Here is a 17,398-nt window from a genome sequence, read left to right as displayed (position 1 = left end):
AACAGTTTGCGCAAGGAGGCGTTACAATCGCCGCTGATTGTTGACTCCCTCTCCCGTCGGGAGGGGGGAAAATAACTTACCGCCAGGCCCATTCATGACTACCGATATTCGTGCGCTTTATACCCGGCTTCCGGCCATTGACCGCTTACTACGCGACCCCGCTTTTTCTCCCCTGCTGGCGCAGCACGGCCATTCGCAGGTGGTGGCGCAGCTGCGCCAGATGCTGGATGAGGCGCGGGAACAGATTAGCCAACGGCAGACGCTCCCTGACTGGAGCCATGACTGGCTGCACGCCTGTGAGCAGCGGCTCACCGCCGGCCAGCGGAGCGCCCTGCGTCCGGTGTTTAATCTCACCGGTACGGTATTGCATACCAATCTGGGGCGCGCCATCCAGGCGGAGTCGGCCGTGGAGGCGGTTGCCAGCGCGATGCGCGCGCCGGTGACGCTCGAATATGATCTCGACGACGCCGGGCGCGGCCATCGCGATCGCGCCATTGCCGATCTGCTGTGCCAGATCACCGGCGCGGAAGATGCCTGTATCGTGAACAACAACGCGGCGGCCGTTCTACTGATGCTGGCGGCCACCGCCAGCGGCCGCGAAGTGGTGGTTTCCCGCGGCGAACTGGTGGAGATCGGCGGCGCATTTCGCATTCCTGATGTGATGCGTCAGGCGGGTTGTCAGCTGCACGAAGTGGGTACCACCAACCGCACCCATGCCAAAGACTATCGTCAGGCGGTGAATGACAATACCGCGCTGCTGATGAAGGTTCACACCAGCAACTACAGCATTGAAGGCTTTACTAAAGCCGTCGACGAAGCGGAGCTGGCGGCCATTGGCCGCGAACTGGACATCCCGGTGGTGGCCGACCTGGGCAGCGGGTCGCTGGTGGATCTCAGCCAGTATGGCCTGCCGAAGGAGCCGATGCCGCAGGAGATGATCGCCGCCGGGGTGAGCCTGGTCAGTTTCTCTGGCGACAAGCTGCTCGGCGGCCCGCAGGCCGGAATTATCGTCGGCAAACGCGCGCTGATTGCCCGGCTGCAAAGCCATCCGCTGAAGCGGGCCCTGCGCGCGGATAAAATGACCCTCGCGGCGCTGGAAGCCACGCTGCGCCTCTATCAGCACCCGGAGGTGCTGACGGAGAGATTACCGACGCTGCGCTTGCTCACCCGTCCGGCGGAAGAGATCCGCCGGCTGGCTGAACGCCTGCTGCCTGACCTGGCGGCACACTATGCTGACTTTGCCGTCAGCGTGGCAGCCTGCCAGTCGCAGATTGGCAGCGGTTCGTTACCCGTTGACCGCCTGCCCAGCGCGGCGTTGACCTTTACCCCGCATGACGGCCGCGGCAGCCGGCTGGAGGCGCTGGCTGCCCGCTGGCGCGCGCTGCCGTGTCCGGTGATTGGCCGCATTGATGATGGTCGGCTCTGGCTGGACCTGCGCTGTCTGGAAGATGAAACCCGGTTTATGGAGATGTTGTTACGATGATTATTGCCACCGCTGGACATGTTGACCACGGCAAAACGACGCTGCTGCAGGCGATAACCGGCGTAAATGCCGATCGTCTGCCGGAAGAGAAAGCGCGGGGAATGACGATCGATCTCGGCTATGCCTACTGGCCGCAGCCGGACGGGCGGGTGCTGGGATTTATTGACGTTCCCGGGCACGAAAAGTTTTTGTCCAACATGCTGGCGGGGGTAGGGGGTATTGACCATGCGCTGCTGGTGGTGGCCTGCGATGACGGGGTGATGGCGCAAACCCGCGAACACCTGGCGATCCTGCAGTTGACCGGAAAGCCGACGCTGACCGTGGCGCTCACCAAAACGGACCGCGTGGCGGCCGCCAGGGTGGAGGAGGTCCGGGCGGAGGTCGAGCAGACTCTGCGCGAGCTGGGCTTTGACGCCGTCGCTTTCTTTCCCACCGCGGCGGCAGAAAACATCGGTATTGCCGAATTGCGCAGCCATCTGTTGCAGCTTGCGGAGCGCCCCCACCCGCAGCAGCAGCGGTTTCGCCTGGCGCTGGACCGCGCTTTTACCGTCAAAGGCGCGGGGCTGGTGGTCACCGGGACGGCGCTCTCCGGCGAAGTCCGGGTCGGGGATACTCTGTGGCTCACCGGCGTGAACACGCCGATGCGCGTGCGGGGTCTGCATGCCCAGAATCAAGCGGTTGAGCAGGCGCACGCCGGGCAGCGCATTGCGCTGAATATTGTCGGCGATGCACAGAAAGAGGCAGTGCACCGCGGCGACTGGCTGTTGTCCTCACCGCCGCCGGAGCCTGCGGAACGGGTGATTGTCGAGCTGCAGTGCCATACGCCGCTCAGCCAGTGGCAACCGCTGCATATTCACCATGCTGCCAGCCACATTACCGGTCGGGTGTCGCTCCTCGAGGGCAACCTGGCGGAGCTGGTGCTGGATACCCCGCTGTGGCTGGCGGATAACGACCGGCTGGTGCTCCGCGATATCTCTGCTCGCTTGACGCTGGCCGGCGCACGGGTGGTGACGCTGGATCCCCCGCGCCGCGGCAAACGTAAACCGGAGTATCTGCAGTGGCTGCACGCCCTGGCGGCAGTTGGCGCTGACGATGCGCCGGCGCTTGAGCTGCATCTGCAGCGGGATGCCGTCCGGCTTGAGCGCTTCGCCTGGGCGCGGCAGCTCAGCGAAGCCGGAATGGCCGCCCTGATCCAGCGACCAGACTATCTGCAGGCCGGACAGCGCCTGCTCAGTGCCCCGCTTGCCGCCCGCTGGCAGCGAAAATTGCTGGATGCTCTGGCGCGTTACCATGAGCAGCATCGCGATGAGCCCGGGCCGGGCCGGGAGCGCCTGCGCCGCATCGCGCTGCCGATGGAAGATGAAGCGCTGGTGCTGCTGCTGATTGAGCAGATGCGCGAGAGCGGCTTAGTCCACAGCCATCACGGTTGGCTGCATTTGCCGGAGCATAAAGCCGGGTTTACCGACGAGCAGCAGGCGGTCTGGCAGAAGGTGGAAACCCTGTTCGGCGACGATCCGTGGTGGGTGCGCGATCTCGCGCGCGAAGTCCATGTTGAAGAGTCCCTGATGCGCGCGGTGCTGCGCCAGGCGGCGCAGCAGGGGATGATTACTGCGATCGTCAAGGATCGTTACTACCGCAACGATCGCATTGTGCAGTTCGCCCAACGGGTGCGCGAGCTGGATCAGCTGCGCGGATCAACCTGCGCCGCGGATTTCCGCGACACCTTAAACGTCGGGCGTAAGCTGGCGATTCAGATCCTGGAGTATTTCGATCGGATTGGCTTCACCCGCCGTCGCGGTAACGATCATATCCTGCGCGATAAGGCGTTGTTTCTGTAATCATTCACGCCAGCTCCCCGGCGGACTTCGTGCAGGGGAGTTGGCGAAAAGAACTTGTTAAAACCGCTGCGTGAGACCGCCGAAGCAATTTCGCGTGAGCTGGGTTTCACGGTGCGTGAAGCGTCAGGCAAATGACCACATCCTGCAGGCCATCTGACAAAAAACAGCGCTGATTCCATTCAGGATCAAAGCGCGGGCAGGGACTATTCTGGCACCCTGCGGTTTTATCCCCAGGGAGCAGAGGATGAACCAGTTTCTTATTGCCAATGCCCAGCGGTGTATTGGCTGTCGTACCTGTGAAGTGGCTTGTGCGGTGGCGCACCAGCAGGCGCAGGATGTCGCCGCCCTGTCGACGAACCATTTCGCGCCGCGTATCCGGGTGGTGAAAAGCGGTGACATATCGACGGCGACGGCGTGCCGACAATGCGAGGATGCGCCCTGCGCCAGCGTTTGCCCGCAAGGGGCGATTCAGCGCGACAATGACGTCTGGTGGGTCGACCAGCGGCGCTGCATCGGCTGCAAAAGTTGCATGGTGGCCTGCCCGTACGGCGCGATGACCGTTACGGTAGTGAAGGAGCAGGCGCAGGCGCTGAAATGCGATTTATGCCATCACCGCGCTGAAGGACCAGCCTGCGTGGCCGCCTGCCCGACGCAGGCGCTGCGGGTGATGGTTCCCGCGGAGCTGGAGGCGCTATGCGCGCAAAAACGCCAGCGGCTGGCGCTGGCGTGAGTGGGGACGCTGACGGGCGTTAACCGCCCGTGGCGTCAGAGGCTATGCTTCCTGTTCGCGCCAGGCGAATTCAATCTCTTCGGCGAGAATTTTCACCCCGGCCTCAATTTTTTGCGGGTCTGGCACATAGTTCATGCGCATACACTGGTGAGTGTGCGGCCACGGCTTATCCAGACCCGGGAAGAAGTAATCCCCTGGAACCATCAGCACGCCGCGCTTTTTCAGCCGCTGATACAGCAGCTCGGTGGAGACCGGCAGGTCCTTAAACCACAGCCAGAGGAAAATGGCTCCCTCCGGTTTGTGGATCAGGCAGCGCTCCTCCGGTAAATAACGGCGAATAATGGCGATGGTTTCCTGCACCCGCTGGTAATAGAAGGGCTTGATCACCGTCTCTGACAGGCGCAGCAGATCCTGTCGTTTAATCATTTCGCACATCATTGCCGGCCCAATGCCGCCAGGGGCAAGGCTGATAATGCCGTTCATGTTGCTGATGGCGGTGATGATTTTCTCGTTGGCGATGATAATCCCGCAGCGGCTGCCCGGCAGGCCCAGTTTGGACAGGCTCATACACAGCACGATGTTTGGATTCCACAGCGGTCGGGCGTCGCTAAAGATAATGCCCGGGAACGGCACGCCGTAGGCGTTATCAATCACCAGCGGGACCCCGTGCTGATTCGCCAGCGCATCCAGTTTGATCAGCTCTTCATCAGTGATGACGTTGCCGGTCGGGTTGGTGGGGCGCGAGACGCAGATCATCCCGGTCTCTTCCGTCACCTGCAGATGTTCAAAATCAACGTGGTATTTGAACTGGCCTTCCGGCAGCAGTTCGATGTTCGGCCGGGTGGCAACGAACAGATCCTCTTCCAGACCGGCATCGGCGTAACCAATATATTCTGGCGTCAGTGGGAACAGTACCTTACGCGTGGTGCCATCTGCCCGACGGCCTGCAAACAGATTAAATAAGTAGAAAAATGCGCTCTGACTGCCGTTTGTTAGCGCAATATTCTGTGGTTCGATCTCCCAGCCCAGCTCGTCGCGCAGCATGTTCGCCAGCAGGCTCAGCAGCTCGCTTTTGCCCTGCGGCCCATCATAATTACAAAGCGCATCAAGGGCTTTGCCATTATCCAGCATGTCGGACAGCAGCTGCTGGAAGTAGTCATTCATTTCCGGGATCTGAGCGGGGTTGCCGCCGCCCAGCATAATAGCGCCCGGCGTGCGCAGACCGTCATTAAGGTCTTCCATCAAGCGGGTGATGCCTGAATGACGGGTGAATTTGTCGCCGAAAAGGGAAAATGTCATCGCGAATAGTCTATCGGTGGTTCTGGAAAGTGGCTAACCATAACGCCAGCGCTAGCGTGGTGCAAATCGGCGGGAGGAGACGGCTTTTTATCTTTATCCTGTAAATTGCTATTTTGTTAGCGTTTTGTTCTGAATGGCTCCCCGCCAGGGCGGAGAGCCACCTGTGGATTACTGCTGTTGTCCGGCCCAGATGACCATCACTTTGTCTTCACCGCTCTCACGCACGAACCCGTAACCACGCGGCATCGACAGCGTTGTCTGTTTGCCCATGCCGATTGCCGGATGGCGAGCGCGGAACTGACCGATCTTCTGCCAGTGAGTGACGCTGCGGGCCGCCTTGCCGTTAACATCCTGCCAGTTCATCTGCGAACGGGTGCCCTGTAGCGGGTCCGAGCCGGTGGGGCCGAACGGACGTGATGATTCGTCACCATAGAAAATCTGCACGGCGCCAGGGGCCAGCAGCAACAGCTCCGCCGCAGTGGTGCCGCCTTCGCGGAACAGGCGCGTATCGTGCGAGGAGAGGTAACTCAGGACGTTAAAGCTCTGCAGCTTGTCCGCCATTTGCTGCCAGGTGAGGTCAATATTGGCCATACAGGTCGCCGCTTTCGCCGCCTGGTCCTGGTAGTCGAAATTGATCATCGCATCAAAACCGTGGCGATAGTAATCGCTCTGCATCACCCCGTGTCCCCAGGCTTCGCCGGTCATCCAGAACGGCGCCGCATCCAGCGCTTTATCCGGATTGGCTTTTTTCCACTCCGCCAGCGCGGCGGTGGCCTGGGTTTTTAACTGCTGCCAGGCGTCCATCTCCACGTGTTTAGCGGTATCGACACGGAAGCCGTCGATGCCGTAGTCGCGCACCCACTGGCTCAGCCAGTGCGTCAGGTAGTCGCGCGGCGTATAGCCCGGGATCGCCTTCGCCGCGGTGTCCGGTTTATGGCTATAGAAGTTCGGCAGGCCTGAGGCTTCCTTCGATTCGGTTTTCAGGTCCGGCAGGAAGGCCAGCGACATGGTGAGATCGTCATAGCCTGGGTTGTCATAATCGCCGATATCGGTGCGGATCCACTTCTTGCCCCACCATTTCTCCCAGCCGGCTTTGTCGCTGAAGTTGATATAGTCGTTAAAGCTGTGCCAGGTCTGGCCCGCGCCCGGTTTCCAGTCCGTCCAGCGCTCGCCAAGGGTTTTTTTCAGCTCATCGCCTTGCAGATACAGGGCACCGAACTGGAACTCCTGCATGTCGGCCAGGGTAGCGTAACCGGTATGGTTCATCACCACGTCAAACAGGATGCGTATGCCGCGCTTATGCGCTTCATCCACCAGTCGGCGGAGATCCGCTTCGGTCCCCATGTTGGCGTCCAGTTTCGACCAGTCCTGGGTGTAATAGCCGTGGTAGGCGTAGTGAGGAAAATCGCCCTTCGTGCCGCCGCCGACCCAGCCGTGGATCTGCTCAAGCGGGGAGCTGATCCACAGGGCGTTAACCCCCATCTGCTGCAGATAATCCAGCTTGCTGGTTAATCCCTGCAGGTCGCCGCCGTGGAAGGTGCCGATCTCCTGCATGCCGTCTTTATGACGGCCATAGCTGTTGTCGTTGGCCGGGTTGCCGTTTACAAAGCGATCGGTCAGGACGAAGTAGACAGTGGCATTGTGCCAGTCAAACGGCGCCGGGGCGGCGGTCTCGGCGCGCTCGAGCAGTAGCAGGCCATTGCTGCCGAAGGCGGGCTGCAGGGTGATTTTGCCGCCGCTGACGGTCGCGACATTGCCGCTGTAGAAATCGCGGACCTTACTGCCCTCGGCGAAGGTTTTGCTGACGTCGATGGTCAGCGGTTTTCCATCCCACTTCGGACACTGACGGATCTGCGGCGCCGCGGCGCTGGCCTCTTTTTCCTCCAGCGAAATCATCATTGTCGGTGTGCCGGAGCGGGTATCCACCTCCAGGGTATACAACCCCTGGCGGAAGATGCGCCATTGCGGCGGGGTGCCACGGCAGGGCTCCATGGACAGCATCTGGTTGAGCTTAATGCCGCCGGAAGGCTGCCAGCACTGCTGGTCAAAATTTAGCTGCAGAGGACGTGTACCCTTCTCAACCACTTTCTGGCTGATGAATCGGCCCGTCCCTTCTTCGGTAAAGGCAGGGAAGTCGGTAGTAGTCCAGGCGGCAAAGGCCATCCCAGGCACGAATAACGTGGCAAGCGCAGCGAGTTTCATTGCGGGATCCTTGAGCGGTTTTTATCTAGTGTGCCTTGTTGCCGCACGGGTGAACTCCTCCTGGCGGCCGTTTTACCAGGAGGATGAAAAGGGGTGAGTGACACCGCTCAAAAAATAGGCTAAAAATGAGACGAAGCTAGCATTTTCGCACTGGCGATGCGGCGCAGAAACCGATTTCAGATGACACCAATTCGGAATTGGACTATTTCTGTTGATGCTCTCATTGCGTATTTTTGATACTATTAGCGATTCAGCTATCGTTTTTTTGTGAAAAACAAGGTGTTGGAATGCATATATCCGACCAGGAGACCTGATGATATCGAATCCCATACGACGATATGGGGCCGCCATACTTATGTTACTAACCTGTGTATTTTCAGGTAGTGTGTTGGCAACAACGCACACAGCAACAAAGAGTCATAAAGCCCCAACGGTTAAGAAGATCAGTAGTACTAAGGTAAGCAGTAAACAAGAGTATTCTCGCAATAGTGTAAAGAGCAGTTCACTTCCTGACTTGCGAAAATACCCTTCCGGAACACCAAGGAAAAAAGCGTTTCTCCGGACGGTCATGCCTTATATTACCAAGCAGAATCAGGCGATTACTGCGGATCGTAACTGGCTTGTTTCCAAGCAGTACGATGCTCGCTGGTCGCCGACTGAGAAGGCGCGCCTGAAAGATATCGCTGCCCGTTATAAGGTGAAGTGGTCAGGCAATACGCGTCATGTGCCCTGGAACGCGCTGCTTGAGCGTGTCGACATTATTCCGAACAGCATGGTAGCAACCATGGCGGCGGCGGAAAGTGGCTGGGGTACCTCCAAGCTGGCGCGTGAGAACAACAACCTGTTTGGCATGAAGTGCGGCGCCGGTCGCTGCCGCGGGGCGATGAAAGGCTACTCGCAGTTCGAATCAGTGGAGCAGTCGGTGCAGGCTTATGTCACCAACCTGAACACCCACCCGGCTTATTCTTCATTCCGCAAATCGCGCCTGCAGCTGCGCAAGGCGGATCAGGAAGTGACGGCCAGTACCATGATTCATAAGCTGAAGGGTTATTCGACCAAAGGGTCGAGCTACAACAACTATCTCTTCGCGATGTATCAGGACAATCAGCGGCTCATCGCCGCCCATCTGTAATCCGGATGCCCGGCCTTGTCGCCGGGCATTTTTTTGCCCTACAGCATCACCTCGCTGTGCCGGTCACGGTACTCCTTCGGCGTCACGTCGTACTCCTTCTTAAACACCGAATAAAAATATTGCAGCGATGGGTAGCCGCACATCTGTGAAATCTCATTGATCGACAGGCTGGTGGACACCAGCAGGCTGCGCGCCTTTTCCAGTTTCTCGCTGTGGATCACCGTGTGGATGGTCTCCCCGACTTCCTCTTTGAAGCGTTTCTCCAGATTGGAGCGAGAGATGCCCACGGCGTCGAGCACCTGTTCCACCTTGATGCCTTTGCAGGCGTTGTTGCGAATGTAATGCATCGCCTGAATCACGGAGGGATCGTTCAATGACCGGTAGTCGGTGGAGCGTCGCTCAACGACGCGCATCGGCGGGATCAGCTGGCGCTGCAGCGGGAGCACCTCGTTATTCAGCAGCCGGTGGAGTAATTTTGCCGCCTGATAACCCATCTGGCGGGTGCCCTGGGCGACGGAGGAGAGGGCGACGCGAGAGAGATAGCGGGTCAGCTCCTCGTTATCGATGCCAATAACGCACAGTTTCTCTGGCACCGGGATATGCAGCAGCTCGCAGGCCTGCAGGACGTGGCGGGCGCGGGCGTCGGTGACGGCGATGATGCCGGTTTGCGGCGGCAGGGTTTGCAGCCAGTCGGCGAGCCGGTTTTGCGCGTGCTGCCAGTTTTCCGGCGCCGTCTCCAGCCCCTGGTAGACCACACCGCGATACTTCTCCTTCGCGACCAGCTGGCAGAAGGCATACTCGCGCTCTACCGCCCAGCGTTTACCGCTGGAGGTGGGGAGTCCGTAAAACGCGAAGCGGTGCACCCCTTTTTCCTTCAAATGGAGAAAGGCGCTTTCCACCAGCGCAGCGTTGTCCGTGGCAATATAGTGGACCGGCGGGTACTGCTCTGGCTGATGATAAGAGCCGCCGACGCCGACGATGGGCACGTGGACATCGGCCAGCAGCTTTTCAATTTCGGGATCGTCATAGTCGGCGATAACGCCATCGCCCAACCACTCTTTGATGTTTTCGATTCGTGCCCGAAAATCCTCTTCAATAAAGATATCCCACTCCAGCTGGGAGGCTTGCAGATACTCGCCGACGCCCTCAACCACCTGGCGGTCATAAGCTTTGTTGGCATTGAATAACAGCGTAATACGGTGACGCTTTTCAAACATAGATAATGTTCCTGCTCTAACCCCGGTCATACCCCTTCATTCTTGATGTTGCCGATGGCCTGGCTTCCTCACTCACCCGGGCCACGTACGCCGGTACGCGGCCCGGGGGCGTCGTCTGCAACCCGAATGATGTTGGGTATACACTACCGGCTAATGCCCGAGATATTTCAAGCGCCTTGTGGCGAAGTTTGGCGGTAGCGCAAAGAATTCAGACATTCTTCAGAGAGTCTCTCCTCACGCGCGCCGCTTGGTGGCGGAGTCCATCCACACCGCCAGCAGCAAAATGGCGCCTTTAACGATATATTGCCAGAAGGTGGCGACGTCCATCATGCTCATGCCGTTATCCAGGGCTGACATAATAAACGCCCCCATTACCGCTCCGGCGACGCTGCCGATGCCGCCCGCCAGGCTGGTGCCGCCGATGACGCAGGCGGCGATGGCGTCCAGTTCGGCGATATTGCCCGCCGAGGGCGACCCGGCGCCGAGGCGCGAGCTGAGGATCAGCCCGGCAATGGCGACCATCAGGCCGTTAATGGCAAACACCGCCAGCTTGGTTCGCTCGACGTTGATCCCTGAGAGGCGGGCCGCCTCCAGGTTGCCGCCGATGGCATAGATGCGACGACCAAAGGCGGTGCGGGTGGCCATAAACAGGCCTGCCAGCAGCAGGGCAGCGAGGATCAGCACCGGGGTCGGCACGCCACGATAGTCATTGAGCAGCCAGATTGCGCCCAGCACAATCACCGCGGTAATGGCCTGACGGCCAACGGCGGCGGTGGAGGACGAGGTCGCCAGACCTAACGCCTGACGGCGCATCCGCCCGCGCCACTGCCAGACGATAAACGCCGCCATGCCGACAACGCCGATGCCAAACCCAATACCGTCTGGCAGATAGCTTTGGCCGATCTGCGCCATCGCCGGGCTGGTGGGCGAGACGGTGGTCCCGTTGGTGATGCCGATCAGAATGCCGCGAAACGCCAACATCCCGGCAAGGGTGACGATAAACGAGGGAACCTTGCGATAGGCCACCCACCATCCGTTCCACGCCCCGAGCAGCAGGCCCATCACCAGCGTCACCAGGATGGTGAGCGGCAGCGGCCAGCCGAGCCAGACGTCAAAGATTGCCGCGGTGCCGCCCAGCAGCCCCATCATCGAGCCGACGGACAGGTCGATTTCTGCCGAAATAATCACAAACACCATGCCAACGGCGAGGATGCCGGTGATGGCCGTCTGGCGCAGCAGGTTGGAGATATTGCGTGCGCTCAGGTAGGCGCCATCGGTAACCCAGGTGAAAAACAGCATAATGACGACGATGGCGGCGATCATCACAAAGACCTGGAGATTCAGCCCCTTCAGCGCCGGCAAGGCGGCGGGGGCGGTTGGGGTGAGTTTGATTTCAGACGACGTGTTCTTCGACATGGCGTTCGCTCCTCAGCGCGGCTTCCATCACCTGTTCCTGGGTCAGATGTTGATTAACCAAATTGGCTTTTAGTCTACCTTCGTGCATGACCAGCACCCGATCGCTGAGACCGAGCACCTCGGGCAGTTCTGATGAAATGACAATGACCGCGATGCCCTGCTGCACCAGCTGGTTAATCAGTTTATAAATTTCATACTTCGCCCCGATATCGATGCCACGGGTGGGTTCGTCGAGGATCAGAATGCGCGGATTGAGCAGCAGACAGCGCGCGAGAATCGCCTTTTGCTGGTTGCCGCCGCTCAGGCGGCCAATCGCCAGTTCCGGCGAGGAGGTTTTAATTTTCAAACGCTGAATGGACTGCTGAATGCAGTGCTGCTCGGCGGCGTCGTCCAGGCTGCTCATCGCGCCGGTAAACTGGTTAAGCGCCGCCAGGGTAATGTTTTTGCCCACTGCCATCACCGGCACGATGCCGTCTTTTTTGCGGTCTTCCGGCACCATGGCGATGCCGTGGGCAATGGCCTGCTGGCAGTTAGAAATGCTCACCGGCTGGCCATCAATAAAGATCTCCCCTTGCCAGCGCCCCGGCCAGACGCCGAACAGGCACTGTACCGCCTCGGTACGTCCGGCGCCGACCAACCCGGCGATGCCGAGGATTTCCCCGCGACGCAGGGAAAACGAGACGTCATTGACGCGTTTAATATGGCGGTTTACCGGGTGCCAGGCGGTTAAATGTTCGACCCGCAGGATCTCCTCGCCGTGGGCGTGCGGCTCGCTGGGATAGAGCGCGGTGAGCTCGCGGCCGACCATCATGGTGATGATATCGTCTTCGCTCATGCCGCTGGCGTCGCGGGTGCCGATGTGCTGGCCATCGCGGATCACGCAGATCGTGTCGGAGATCGCTTTGACCTCATTGAGCTTGTGAGAAATATAAATGCAGGCGATACCGTGGTTTTGCAGATCGCGAATGATCGTCAGCAGCGTCGCGGTCTCTTGTTCGGTTAAGGAAGCGGTCGGTTCGTCGAGGATCAGCAGACGAACCTGTTTATTCAGCGCCTTGGCTATCTCCACCAGCTGCTGCTGGCCAAGGCCGAGGTCGCCGACGCGGGTGTCGGGCGAAATGGGCAGATTGACCTGCGCCAACAGCTTCTGACAGCGCAGCGTCATGGTTTCATAATCCAGCAGACCGTGGCGGGAGATCTCGGCGCCGAGGAAAATATTCTCCAGCACGGTGAGATGTTTCACCAGCGCCAGCTCCTGGTGAATAATGGCGATGCCTTTGCGTTCGGTATCGCGAATATGGTTTGCCTGCAGCGTTTCGCCGGCAAAAATAATCTCGCCCTCATAGCTTCCGTGCGGATAGATACCGCACAGCACCTTCATCAGCGTCGATTTCCCCGACCCATTTTCACCGCATAACGAGACCACTTCGCCAGCGTTCAGACGCAGGCTGACGTTATCCACGGCTTTAACGGCGCCGAAGGTTTTGGTGATGTTCTTCATTTCGAGTAGCCAGGCCATAAAGACTCCGCAAAAGTGATATCCGGCGGGATGAAAATGACGCCCCGGAGCGGGGCGTCAGCCATTACAGTTCACTCTTTTTATGGAAACCGTCTTTAATCACCGTGGCGTCGATATTCTCTTTATTCACCTCAATGGGCGTTAACAGGCGCGAAGGGACGTCTTTTAAGCCGTTATTCAGCGTGGTATCGGCCTTCGGCTGCTTATCGTTACCCAGCTCAACGGCGATTTCAGCGGCGTTGGTGGCCAGGGTGGTAATCGGTTTATAGACGGTCATCGTCTGGGTACCGGAAATAATGCGCTTCACACCCGCCAGGTCAGCATCCTGACCGGAGATCGCCACTTTACCGGCCAGCCCCTGGGCGGTTAAGGCCTGGATGGCGCCGCCGGCGGTGGCATCATTGGAGGCGACCACGGCATCGATCTTGTTATTATTCGCCGTCAGCGCGTTTTCCATTATTTTCAGCGCGTTCTCCGGCAGCCAGCCGTCAACCCACTGATCGCCGACAATCTTAATTTTGCCTTCATCCACATACGGTTTGAGGACCTTCATCTGCCCGGCGCGGAACAGTTTGGCGTTATTATCCACCGGCGAGCCGCCCATCAGGAAATAATTACCCTGCGGCACTTTGTCGACCAGACTTTGCGCCTGCATTTCACCGACTTTTTCATTGTCGAAAGAAATATAGAAATCAATATCAGCATTATTAATCATACGGTCATAGGCCAGGACTTTAATACCTTCCTGCTTGGCTTCTTTAATCACGTTGCTGAGTACCTGACCGTTATAAGGAATAATGACTAACACATCGACGCCGCGGTTGATCATATTTTCAATTTGCGACATCTGCGTTTCTTCATTGCCGTTGGCGGACTGGACAAAAACTTTGGCGCCTAAGGATTCCGCTTTATTGACGAAAATATCACGGTCTTTCTGCCAGCGCTCCAGACGCAGATCGTCGATGGCCATGCCAATCTTCACTTCTTTCGCCATCCCCGCCATGCTGGCGAGCAGGAGGGAGCTGGCGCAAAGTGTAAGGCAAAGGTTCTTTATCTTCATAATAATGATACCTTTTTTGTAAGGGTAGATAAGACGAACGGAAAAATAATGTTTGATACATGAGGTTGCGGATACGTTACAGATTCTTAACGCGGAAAGCAGGGCTGGCAATTACCGGTTCTTATTTTGCCGTTATGAAATTTCGTTTAATGTGCAAATTATGACGGCGATCGTATTTTATTCATGCACACTCTTATTATTGCACTGGACTTGTCCGACAAGGCACGGAGAAGGCGGAAGTATATTATTTTTTGCGAGCTGGCGCACGTTTGTGGATTCTCTCAATGGCGGTGTGAAATAACGTAATTGAGGAGATGGAAAGTGAAATTCTATATTGGCTTAAACCCGTCATACTTCAAGTTGTAGGTGGGTTGGTGACATTCGTTGCTCCGACCTCTTGCTGGTACCAGCGCCTGGAGGTTCACGCTCTTGCCGCCTTCCTGCAACTCGAATTATTTAGGGTATCTGATTGGTTATTCGCCGCATCTCTGAATATGGAGTTCTCTATGCAGACCTATTTCGATCAACTCGATCGCGTTCGTTACGAAGGCCCGAAATCCACTAACCCGCTGGCTTTCCGTCACTACAACCCGGATGAACTGGTGCTGGGCAAACGGATGGAAGATCATCTGCGTTTTGCGGCCTGTTACTGGCATACCTTCTGCTGGAATGGCGCCGATATGTTTGGCGTGGGCTCCTTCGACCGTCCATGGCAGCAGCCTGGCGACGCCCTGGAAATGGCCAAACGTAAAGCCGATGTGGCGTTTGAATTCTTCCACAAACTCAATGTGCCTTACTACTGCTTCCACGATGTCGATGTCTCGCCGGAAGGCGCCTCGCTGCAGGAGTACAGCAATAACTTCGCCCGCATGGTCGAGGTGCTGGCAGAGAAACAGCAGCAGAGCGGCGTGAAGCTTCTGTGGGGGACCGCAAACTGCTTTACCAACCCGCGCTACGGCGCCGGCGCGGCCACCAACCCGGATCCGGAAGTGTTTAGCTGGGCGGCCACCCAGGTGGTCACCGCCATGAATGCCACTCATCAGCTGGGAGGCGAAAACTATGTGCTGTGGGGCGGTCGCGAGGGCTATGAAACCCTGCTGAATACCGACCTGCGCCAGGAGCGTGAACAGATTGGCCGCTTCATGCAACTGGTGGTGGAGCATAAGCATAAAATTGGCTTTAAAGGCACGCTGCTGATTGAGCCCAAACCGCAGGAACCGACCAAGCATCAGTATGACTATGATGCCTCTACCGTTTACGGCTTCCTCAAACAGTTTGGTCTGGAAAAAGAGATTAAACTGAATATTGAAGCTAACCATGCCACGCTCGCCGGCCATTCGTTCCATCATGAAATCGCGACGGCCATCGCGCTGGGGCTGTTCGGCTCCGTCGACGCCAACCGCGGCGATCCGCAGCTGGGCTGGGATACCGACCAGTTCCCGAACAGCGTCGAAGAGAATGCGCTGGTGATGTATGAAATTCTTAAAGCGGGCGGCTTCACCACCGGCGGCCTCAACTTTGATGCGAAAGTGCGCCGGCAGAGTACCGACAAATACGACCTGTTCTATGGTCATATTGGCGCGATGGATACCATGGCGCTGTCGCTGAAAGTTGCGGCGCGGATGATTGAGGACGGTGAGCTGGATAAACGCGTGGCCAGACGCTACGCCGGCTGGAACGGTGAGCTGGGGCAGCAGATCCTTAACGGGCAGATGACCCTCAGCGACATAGCCCAGTATGCCACTCAGCATCAGCTGGCGCCGCAGCATCGCAGCGGCCAGCAGGAACAACTGGAAAACCTGGTCAACCATTATCTGTTTGATAAGTAATCATGCGGCGGCGCCCGGCGTGACCGGCGTCGCAACCAGGATGCTCTGTTCGCGCCACGCTTAGCCGTGGCGCGCGTTTAAGGAGAGGTAGTATGTATATCGGCATCGATCTGGGAACATCGGGCGTCAAAGCCATTCTGCTGAATGAGCAGGGTGAGGTAGTGGCATCGCATACCGAAAAACTCACCGTCTCGCGTCCGCATCCGCTGTGGTCGGAACAAGATCCCGAACAGTGGTGGCTGGCGACAGACACGGCGATGAAAGCCCTGGGCGCGCAGTATAGCCTGCGCGACGTGAAGGCGCTGGGCATCGCTGGTCAGATGCACGGCGCCACGTTGCTGGATAAATCGTTACAGGTGCTGCGTCCGGCCATTTTATGGAATGACGGCCGCTGCGCCGAAGAGTGCCAGCTGCTGGAGGAAAAAGTCAGCGCTTCCCGGCAGATCACCGGCAACCTGATGATGCCGGGCTTTACGGCGCCGAAGTTACTCTGGGTGCAGCGCCACGAGGCGGCGGTGTTCAACCAGGTCGATAAAGTGCTGCTGCCGAAGGACTATCTGCGCCTGCGCATGACCGGCGAGCTTGCCAGCGACATGTCTGACGCCGCCGGTACGATGTGGCTGGACGTCGCCCGGCGTGACTGGAGCGATGAGATGCTCGCCGCCTGCGATCTCAGTCGGGATGCGATGCCGGCGCTGTTTGAAGGCAGCGACGTCACCGGACAACTGCGACCTGAGGTGGCGCAGGCGTGGAATATGCCGCAGGCGCTGGTGGTGGGCGGCGGCGGCGACAACGCCGCAGGCGCGGTCGGGGTCGGAATGGCCGACGCCGGGCAGGCAATGCTGTCGCTGGGCACCTCAGGCGTCTACTTCGCCGTCAGCGAAGGGTTCCTCAGCAAACCCGAAAGCGCGGTGCACAGCTTCTGCCATGCGCTGCCGGGCCGTTGGCATCTGATGTCGGTGATGCTCAGCGCGGCCTCCTGCCTGGACTGGGCGGCGAAATTAACCGGCCTGGCCAGCGTGCCGGCGCTGATCGCGGCGGCGCAGACGGCGGATGAAAGCGCCGGTCCGGTGTGGTTCCTGCCCTATCTGTCGGGCGAACGCACGCCGCACAACAACCCGCAGGCCAAGGGCGTCTTTTTTGGCCTGACGCATCAGCATGGGCCGGCAGAGCTGGCGCGGGCGGTGCTGGAGGGAGTGGGCTATGCGCTGGCGGATGGCATGGACGTGGTACACGCCTGCGGCATCAAGCCGCAGAGCATCACGCTTATCGGCGGCGGGGCGCGCAGCGCTTACTGGCGGCAAAAGCTGGCGGATATTAGCGGCCTGCAGCTCGATTACCGTACCGGGGGCGATGTCGGCCCGGCGCTGGGGGCGGCCCGGCTGGCGCAACTGGCGGTGCACGACGAGGCAGACCGCGCCGGGCTGCTGAAGCCGCTGCCGCTTGAACAAGCCCATCGCCCGGACGATCGCCGTGTGGCCCACTATGCGCCACAGCGGGAAACCTTCCGCCAGATTTATCAGCAACTGAAACCGCTGATGTCTTAGCCTCAGTCCGTCCGGCAGCGCCGGGCGGATTCCCTCCCTGAATGTCTCGACTACATCCATCCCAAAAAGCGTATTTGTTTATTCCGAAATCTCCGCTTTCCGGTGCGTAACCTACGGCATCGCCGG

The 17,398-nt window shown here is 58.8% G+C and carries 12 protein-coding genes and 1 pseudogene; 7 read left to right on the top strand and 6 right to left on the bottom strand.

Going from position 1 to position 17,398, the window contains the following annotated elements; genetic code table 11:
• Positions 1–94 precede the first annotated feature (94 nt).
• The 4 genes and pseudogenes from selA to FHW76_RS14970 all read left to right on the top strand — a co-directional run bounded on the left by selA (position 95) and on the right by FHW76_RS14970 (position 4,051).
• On the top strand, positions 95–1,483 hold the full coding sequence (gene selA, locus FHW76_RS14985) for an L-seryl-tRNA(Sec) selenium transferase (RefSeq protein ID WP_008806866.1): 1,389 nt from the start codon (positions 95–97) through the stop codon (positions 1,481–1,483).
• Positions 1,480–3,321, top strand: coding sequence for a selenocysteine-specific translation elongation factor (selB, locus tag FHW76_RS14980; protein WP_012540318.1), 1,842 nt, complete (start codon positions 1,480–1,482; stop codon positions 3,319–3,321). Before selA ends, selB begins: the two co-directional genes overlap by 4 nt.
• A 39-nt stretch (positions 3,322–3,360) precedes the next feature.
• A pseudogene (locus FHW76_RS14975) lies at positions 3,361–3,456 on the top strand (IclR family transcriptional regulator); the annotation flags it as partial.
• Positions 3,457–3,565: 109 nt separating this feature from the next.
• Positions 3,566–4,051 carry a 4Fe-4S dicluster domain-containing protein gene (locus tag FHW76_RS14970; protein ID WP_016161946.1) on the top strand — a complete coding sequence of 162 codons (486 nt, stop codon included), beginning with the start codon at positions 3,566–3,568 and terminating at the stop codon, positions 4,049–4,051.
• Positions 4,052–4,093: 42 nt separating this feature from the next.
• Here FHW76_RS14970 and avtA read toward each other — a convergent pair whose 3' ends face one another.
• Complete coding sequence (avtA, locus tag FHW76_RS14965; RefSeq protein ID WP_008806869.1) at positions 4,094–5,350, bottom strand: valine--pyruvate transaminase; 1,257 nt, start codon at positions 5,348–5,350, stop codon at positions 4,094–4,096.
• A 168-nt stretch (positions 5,351–5,518) separates the two neighbouring features.
• Positions 5,519–7,552 (bottom strand): alpha-amylase, encoded by a 2,034-nt coding sequence (locus FHW76_RS14960; protein ID WP_008806870.1) that lies wholly within the window; start codon positions 7,550–7,552, stop codon positions 5,519–5,521.
• A gap of 313 nt (positions 7,553–7,865) precedes the next feature.
• Here FHW76_RS14960 and FHW76_RS14955 point away from each other — a divergent pair, with 313 nt between their 5' ends.
• Positions 7,866–8,684 carry a protein bax gene (locus tag FHW76_RS14955; RefSeq protein WP_008806871.1) on the top strand — a complete coding sequence of 273 codons (819 nt, stop codon included), beginning with the start codon at positions 7,866–7,868 and terminating at the stop codon, positions 8,682–8,684.
• Between the two features lie 38 nt (positions 8,685–8,722).
• On the opposite strand, the gene xylR is transcribed toward FHW76_RS14955, so the two are convergent.
• From xylR to xylF, 4 genes are all read right to left on the bottom strand, one after another.
• A complete protein-coding gene (xylR, locus tag FHW76_RS14950) occupies positions 8,723–9,901 on the bottom strand; it encodes a D-xylose utilization transcriptional activator XylR (RefSeq protein WP_008806872.1) in 1,179 nt (392 codons plus the stop codon).
• Positions 9,902–10,135: 234 nt separating this feature from the next.
• A complete protein-coding gene (xylH, locus tag FHW76_RS14945) occupies positions 10,136–11,317 on the bottom strand; it encodes a xylose ABC transporter permease XylH (protein ID WP_183476804.1) in 1,182 nt (393 codons plus the stop codon).
• A complete protein-coding gene (locus FHW76_RS14940) occupies positions 11,295–12,836 on the bottom strand; it encodes a xylose ABC transporter ATP-binding protein (RefSeq protein ID WP_012540329.1) in 1,542 nt (513 codons plus the stop codon). Before FHW76_RS14940 ends, xylH begins: the two co-directional genes overlap by 23 nt.
• 64 nt (positions 12,837–12,900) lie before the next feature.
• Positions 12,901–13,896: a D-xylose ABC transporter substrate-binding protein gene (gene xylF, locus FHW76_RS14935; RefSeq protein ID WP_004210164.1), complete on the bottom strand. Its 996-nt coding sequence runs from the start codon at positions 13,894–13,896 to the stop codon at positions 12,901–12,903.
• A gap of 506 nt (positions 13,897–14,402) precedes the next feature.
• Here xylF and xylA point away from each other — a divergent pair.
• On the top strand, positions 14,403–15,725 hold the full coding sequence (xylA, locus tag FHW76_RS14930; RefSeq protein WP_008806876.1) for a xylose isomerase: 1,323 nt from the start codon (positions 14,403–14,405) through the stop codon (positions 15,723–15,725).
• Between the two features lie 92 nt (positions 15,726–15,817).
• On the top strand, positions 15,818–17,272 hold the full coding sequence (gene xylB / locus FHW76_RS14925; protein ID WP_183476802.1) for a xylulokinase: 1,455 nt from the start codon (positions 15,818–15,820) through the stop codon (positions 17,270–17,272).
• Positions 17,273–17,398: the final 126 nt, after the last annotated feature.

Source organism: Klebsiella sp. RC2 (genome assembly GCF_014192815.1).
GTDB lineage: Bacteria > Pseudomonadota > Gammaproteobacteria > Enterobacterales > Enterobacteriaceae > Klebsiella > Klebsiella variicola.
This window is presented reverse-complemented; position numbering and strand designations above follow the sequence as displayed.

Coding starts and splice junctions, on each gene's coding strand:
- selA (WP_008806866.1), top strand. CDS start 95: ATGACTACCGATATTCGTGCGCTTTATACCCGGCTTCCGGCCATTGAC.
- selB (WP_012540318.1), top strand. CDS start 1,480: ATGATTATTGCCACCGCTGGACATGTTGACCACGGCAAAACGACGCTG.
- FHW76_RS14970 (WP_016161946.1), top strand. CDS start 3,566: ATGAACCAGTTTCTTATTGCCAATGCCCAGCGGTGTATTGGCTGTCGT.
- avtA (WP_008806869.1), bottom strand. CDS start 5,350: ATGACATTTTCCCTTTTCGGCGACAAATTCACCCGTCATTCAGGCATC.
- FHW76_RS14960 (WP_008806870.1), bottom strand. CDS start 7,552: ATGAAACTCGCTGCGCTTGCCACGTTATTCGTGCCTGGGATGGCCTTT.
- FHW76_RS14955 (WP_008806871.1), top strand. CDS start 7,866: ATGATATCGAATCCCATACGACGATATGGGGCCGCCATACTTATGTTA.
- xylR (WP_008806872.1), bottom strand. CDS start 9,901: ATGTTTGAAAAGCGTCACCGTATTACGCTGTTATTCAATGCCAACAAA.
- xylH (WP_183476804.1), bottom strand. CDS start 11,317: ATGTCGAAGAACACGTCGTCTGAAATCAAACTCACCCCAACCGCCCCC.
- FHW76_RS14940 (WP_012540329.1), bottom strand. CDS start 12,836: ATGGCCTGGCTACTCGAAATGAAGAACATCACCAAAACCTTCGGCGCC.
- xylF (WP_004210164.1), bottom strand. CDS start 13,896: ATGAAGATAAAGAACCTTTGCCTTACACTTTGCGCCAGCTCCCTCCTG.
- xylA (WP_008806876.1), top strand. CDS start 14,403: ATGCAGACCTATTTCGATCAACTCGATCGCGTTCGTTACGAAGGCCCG.
- xylB (WP_183476802.1), top strand. CDS start 15,818: ATGTATATCGGCATCGATCTGGGAACATCGGGCGTCAAAGCCATTCTG.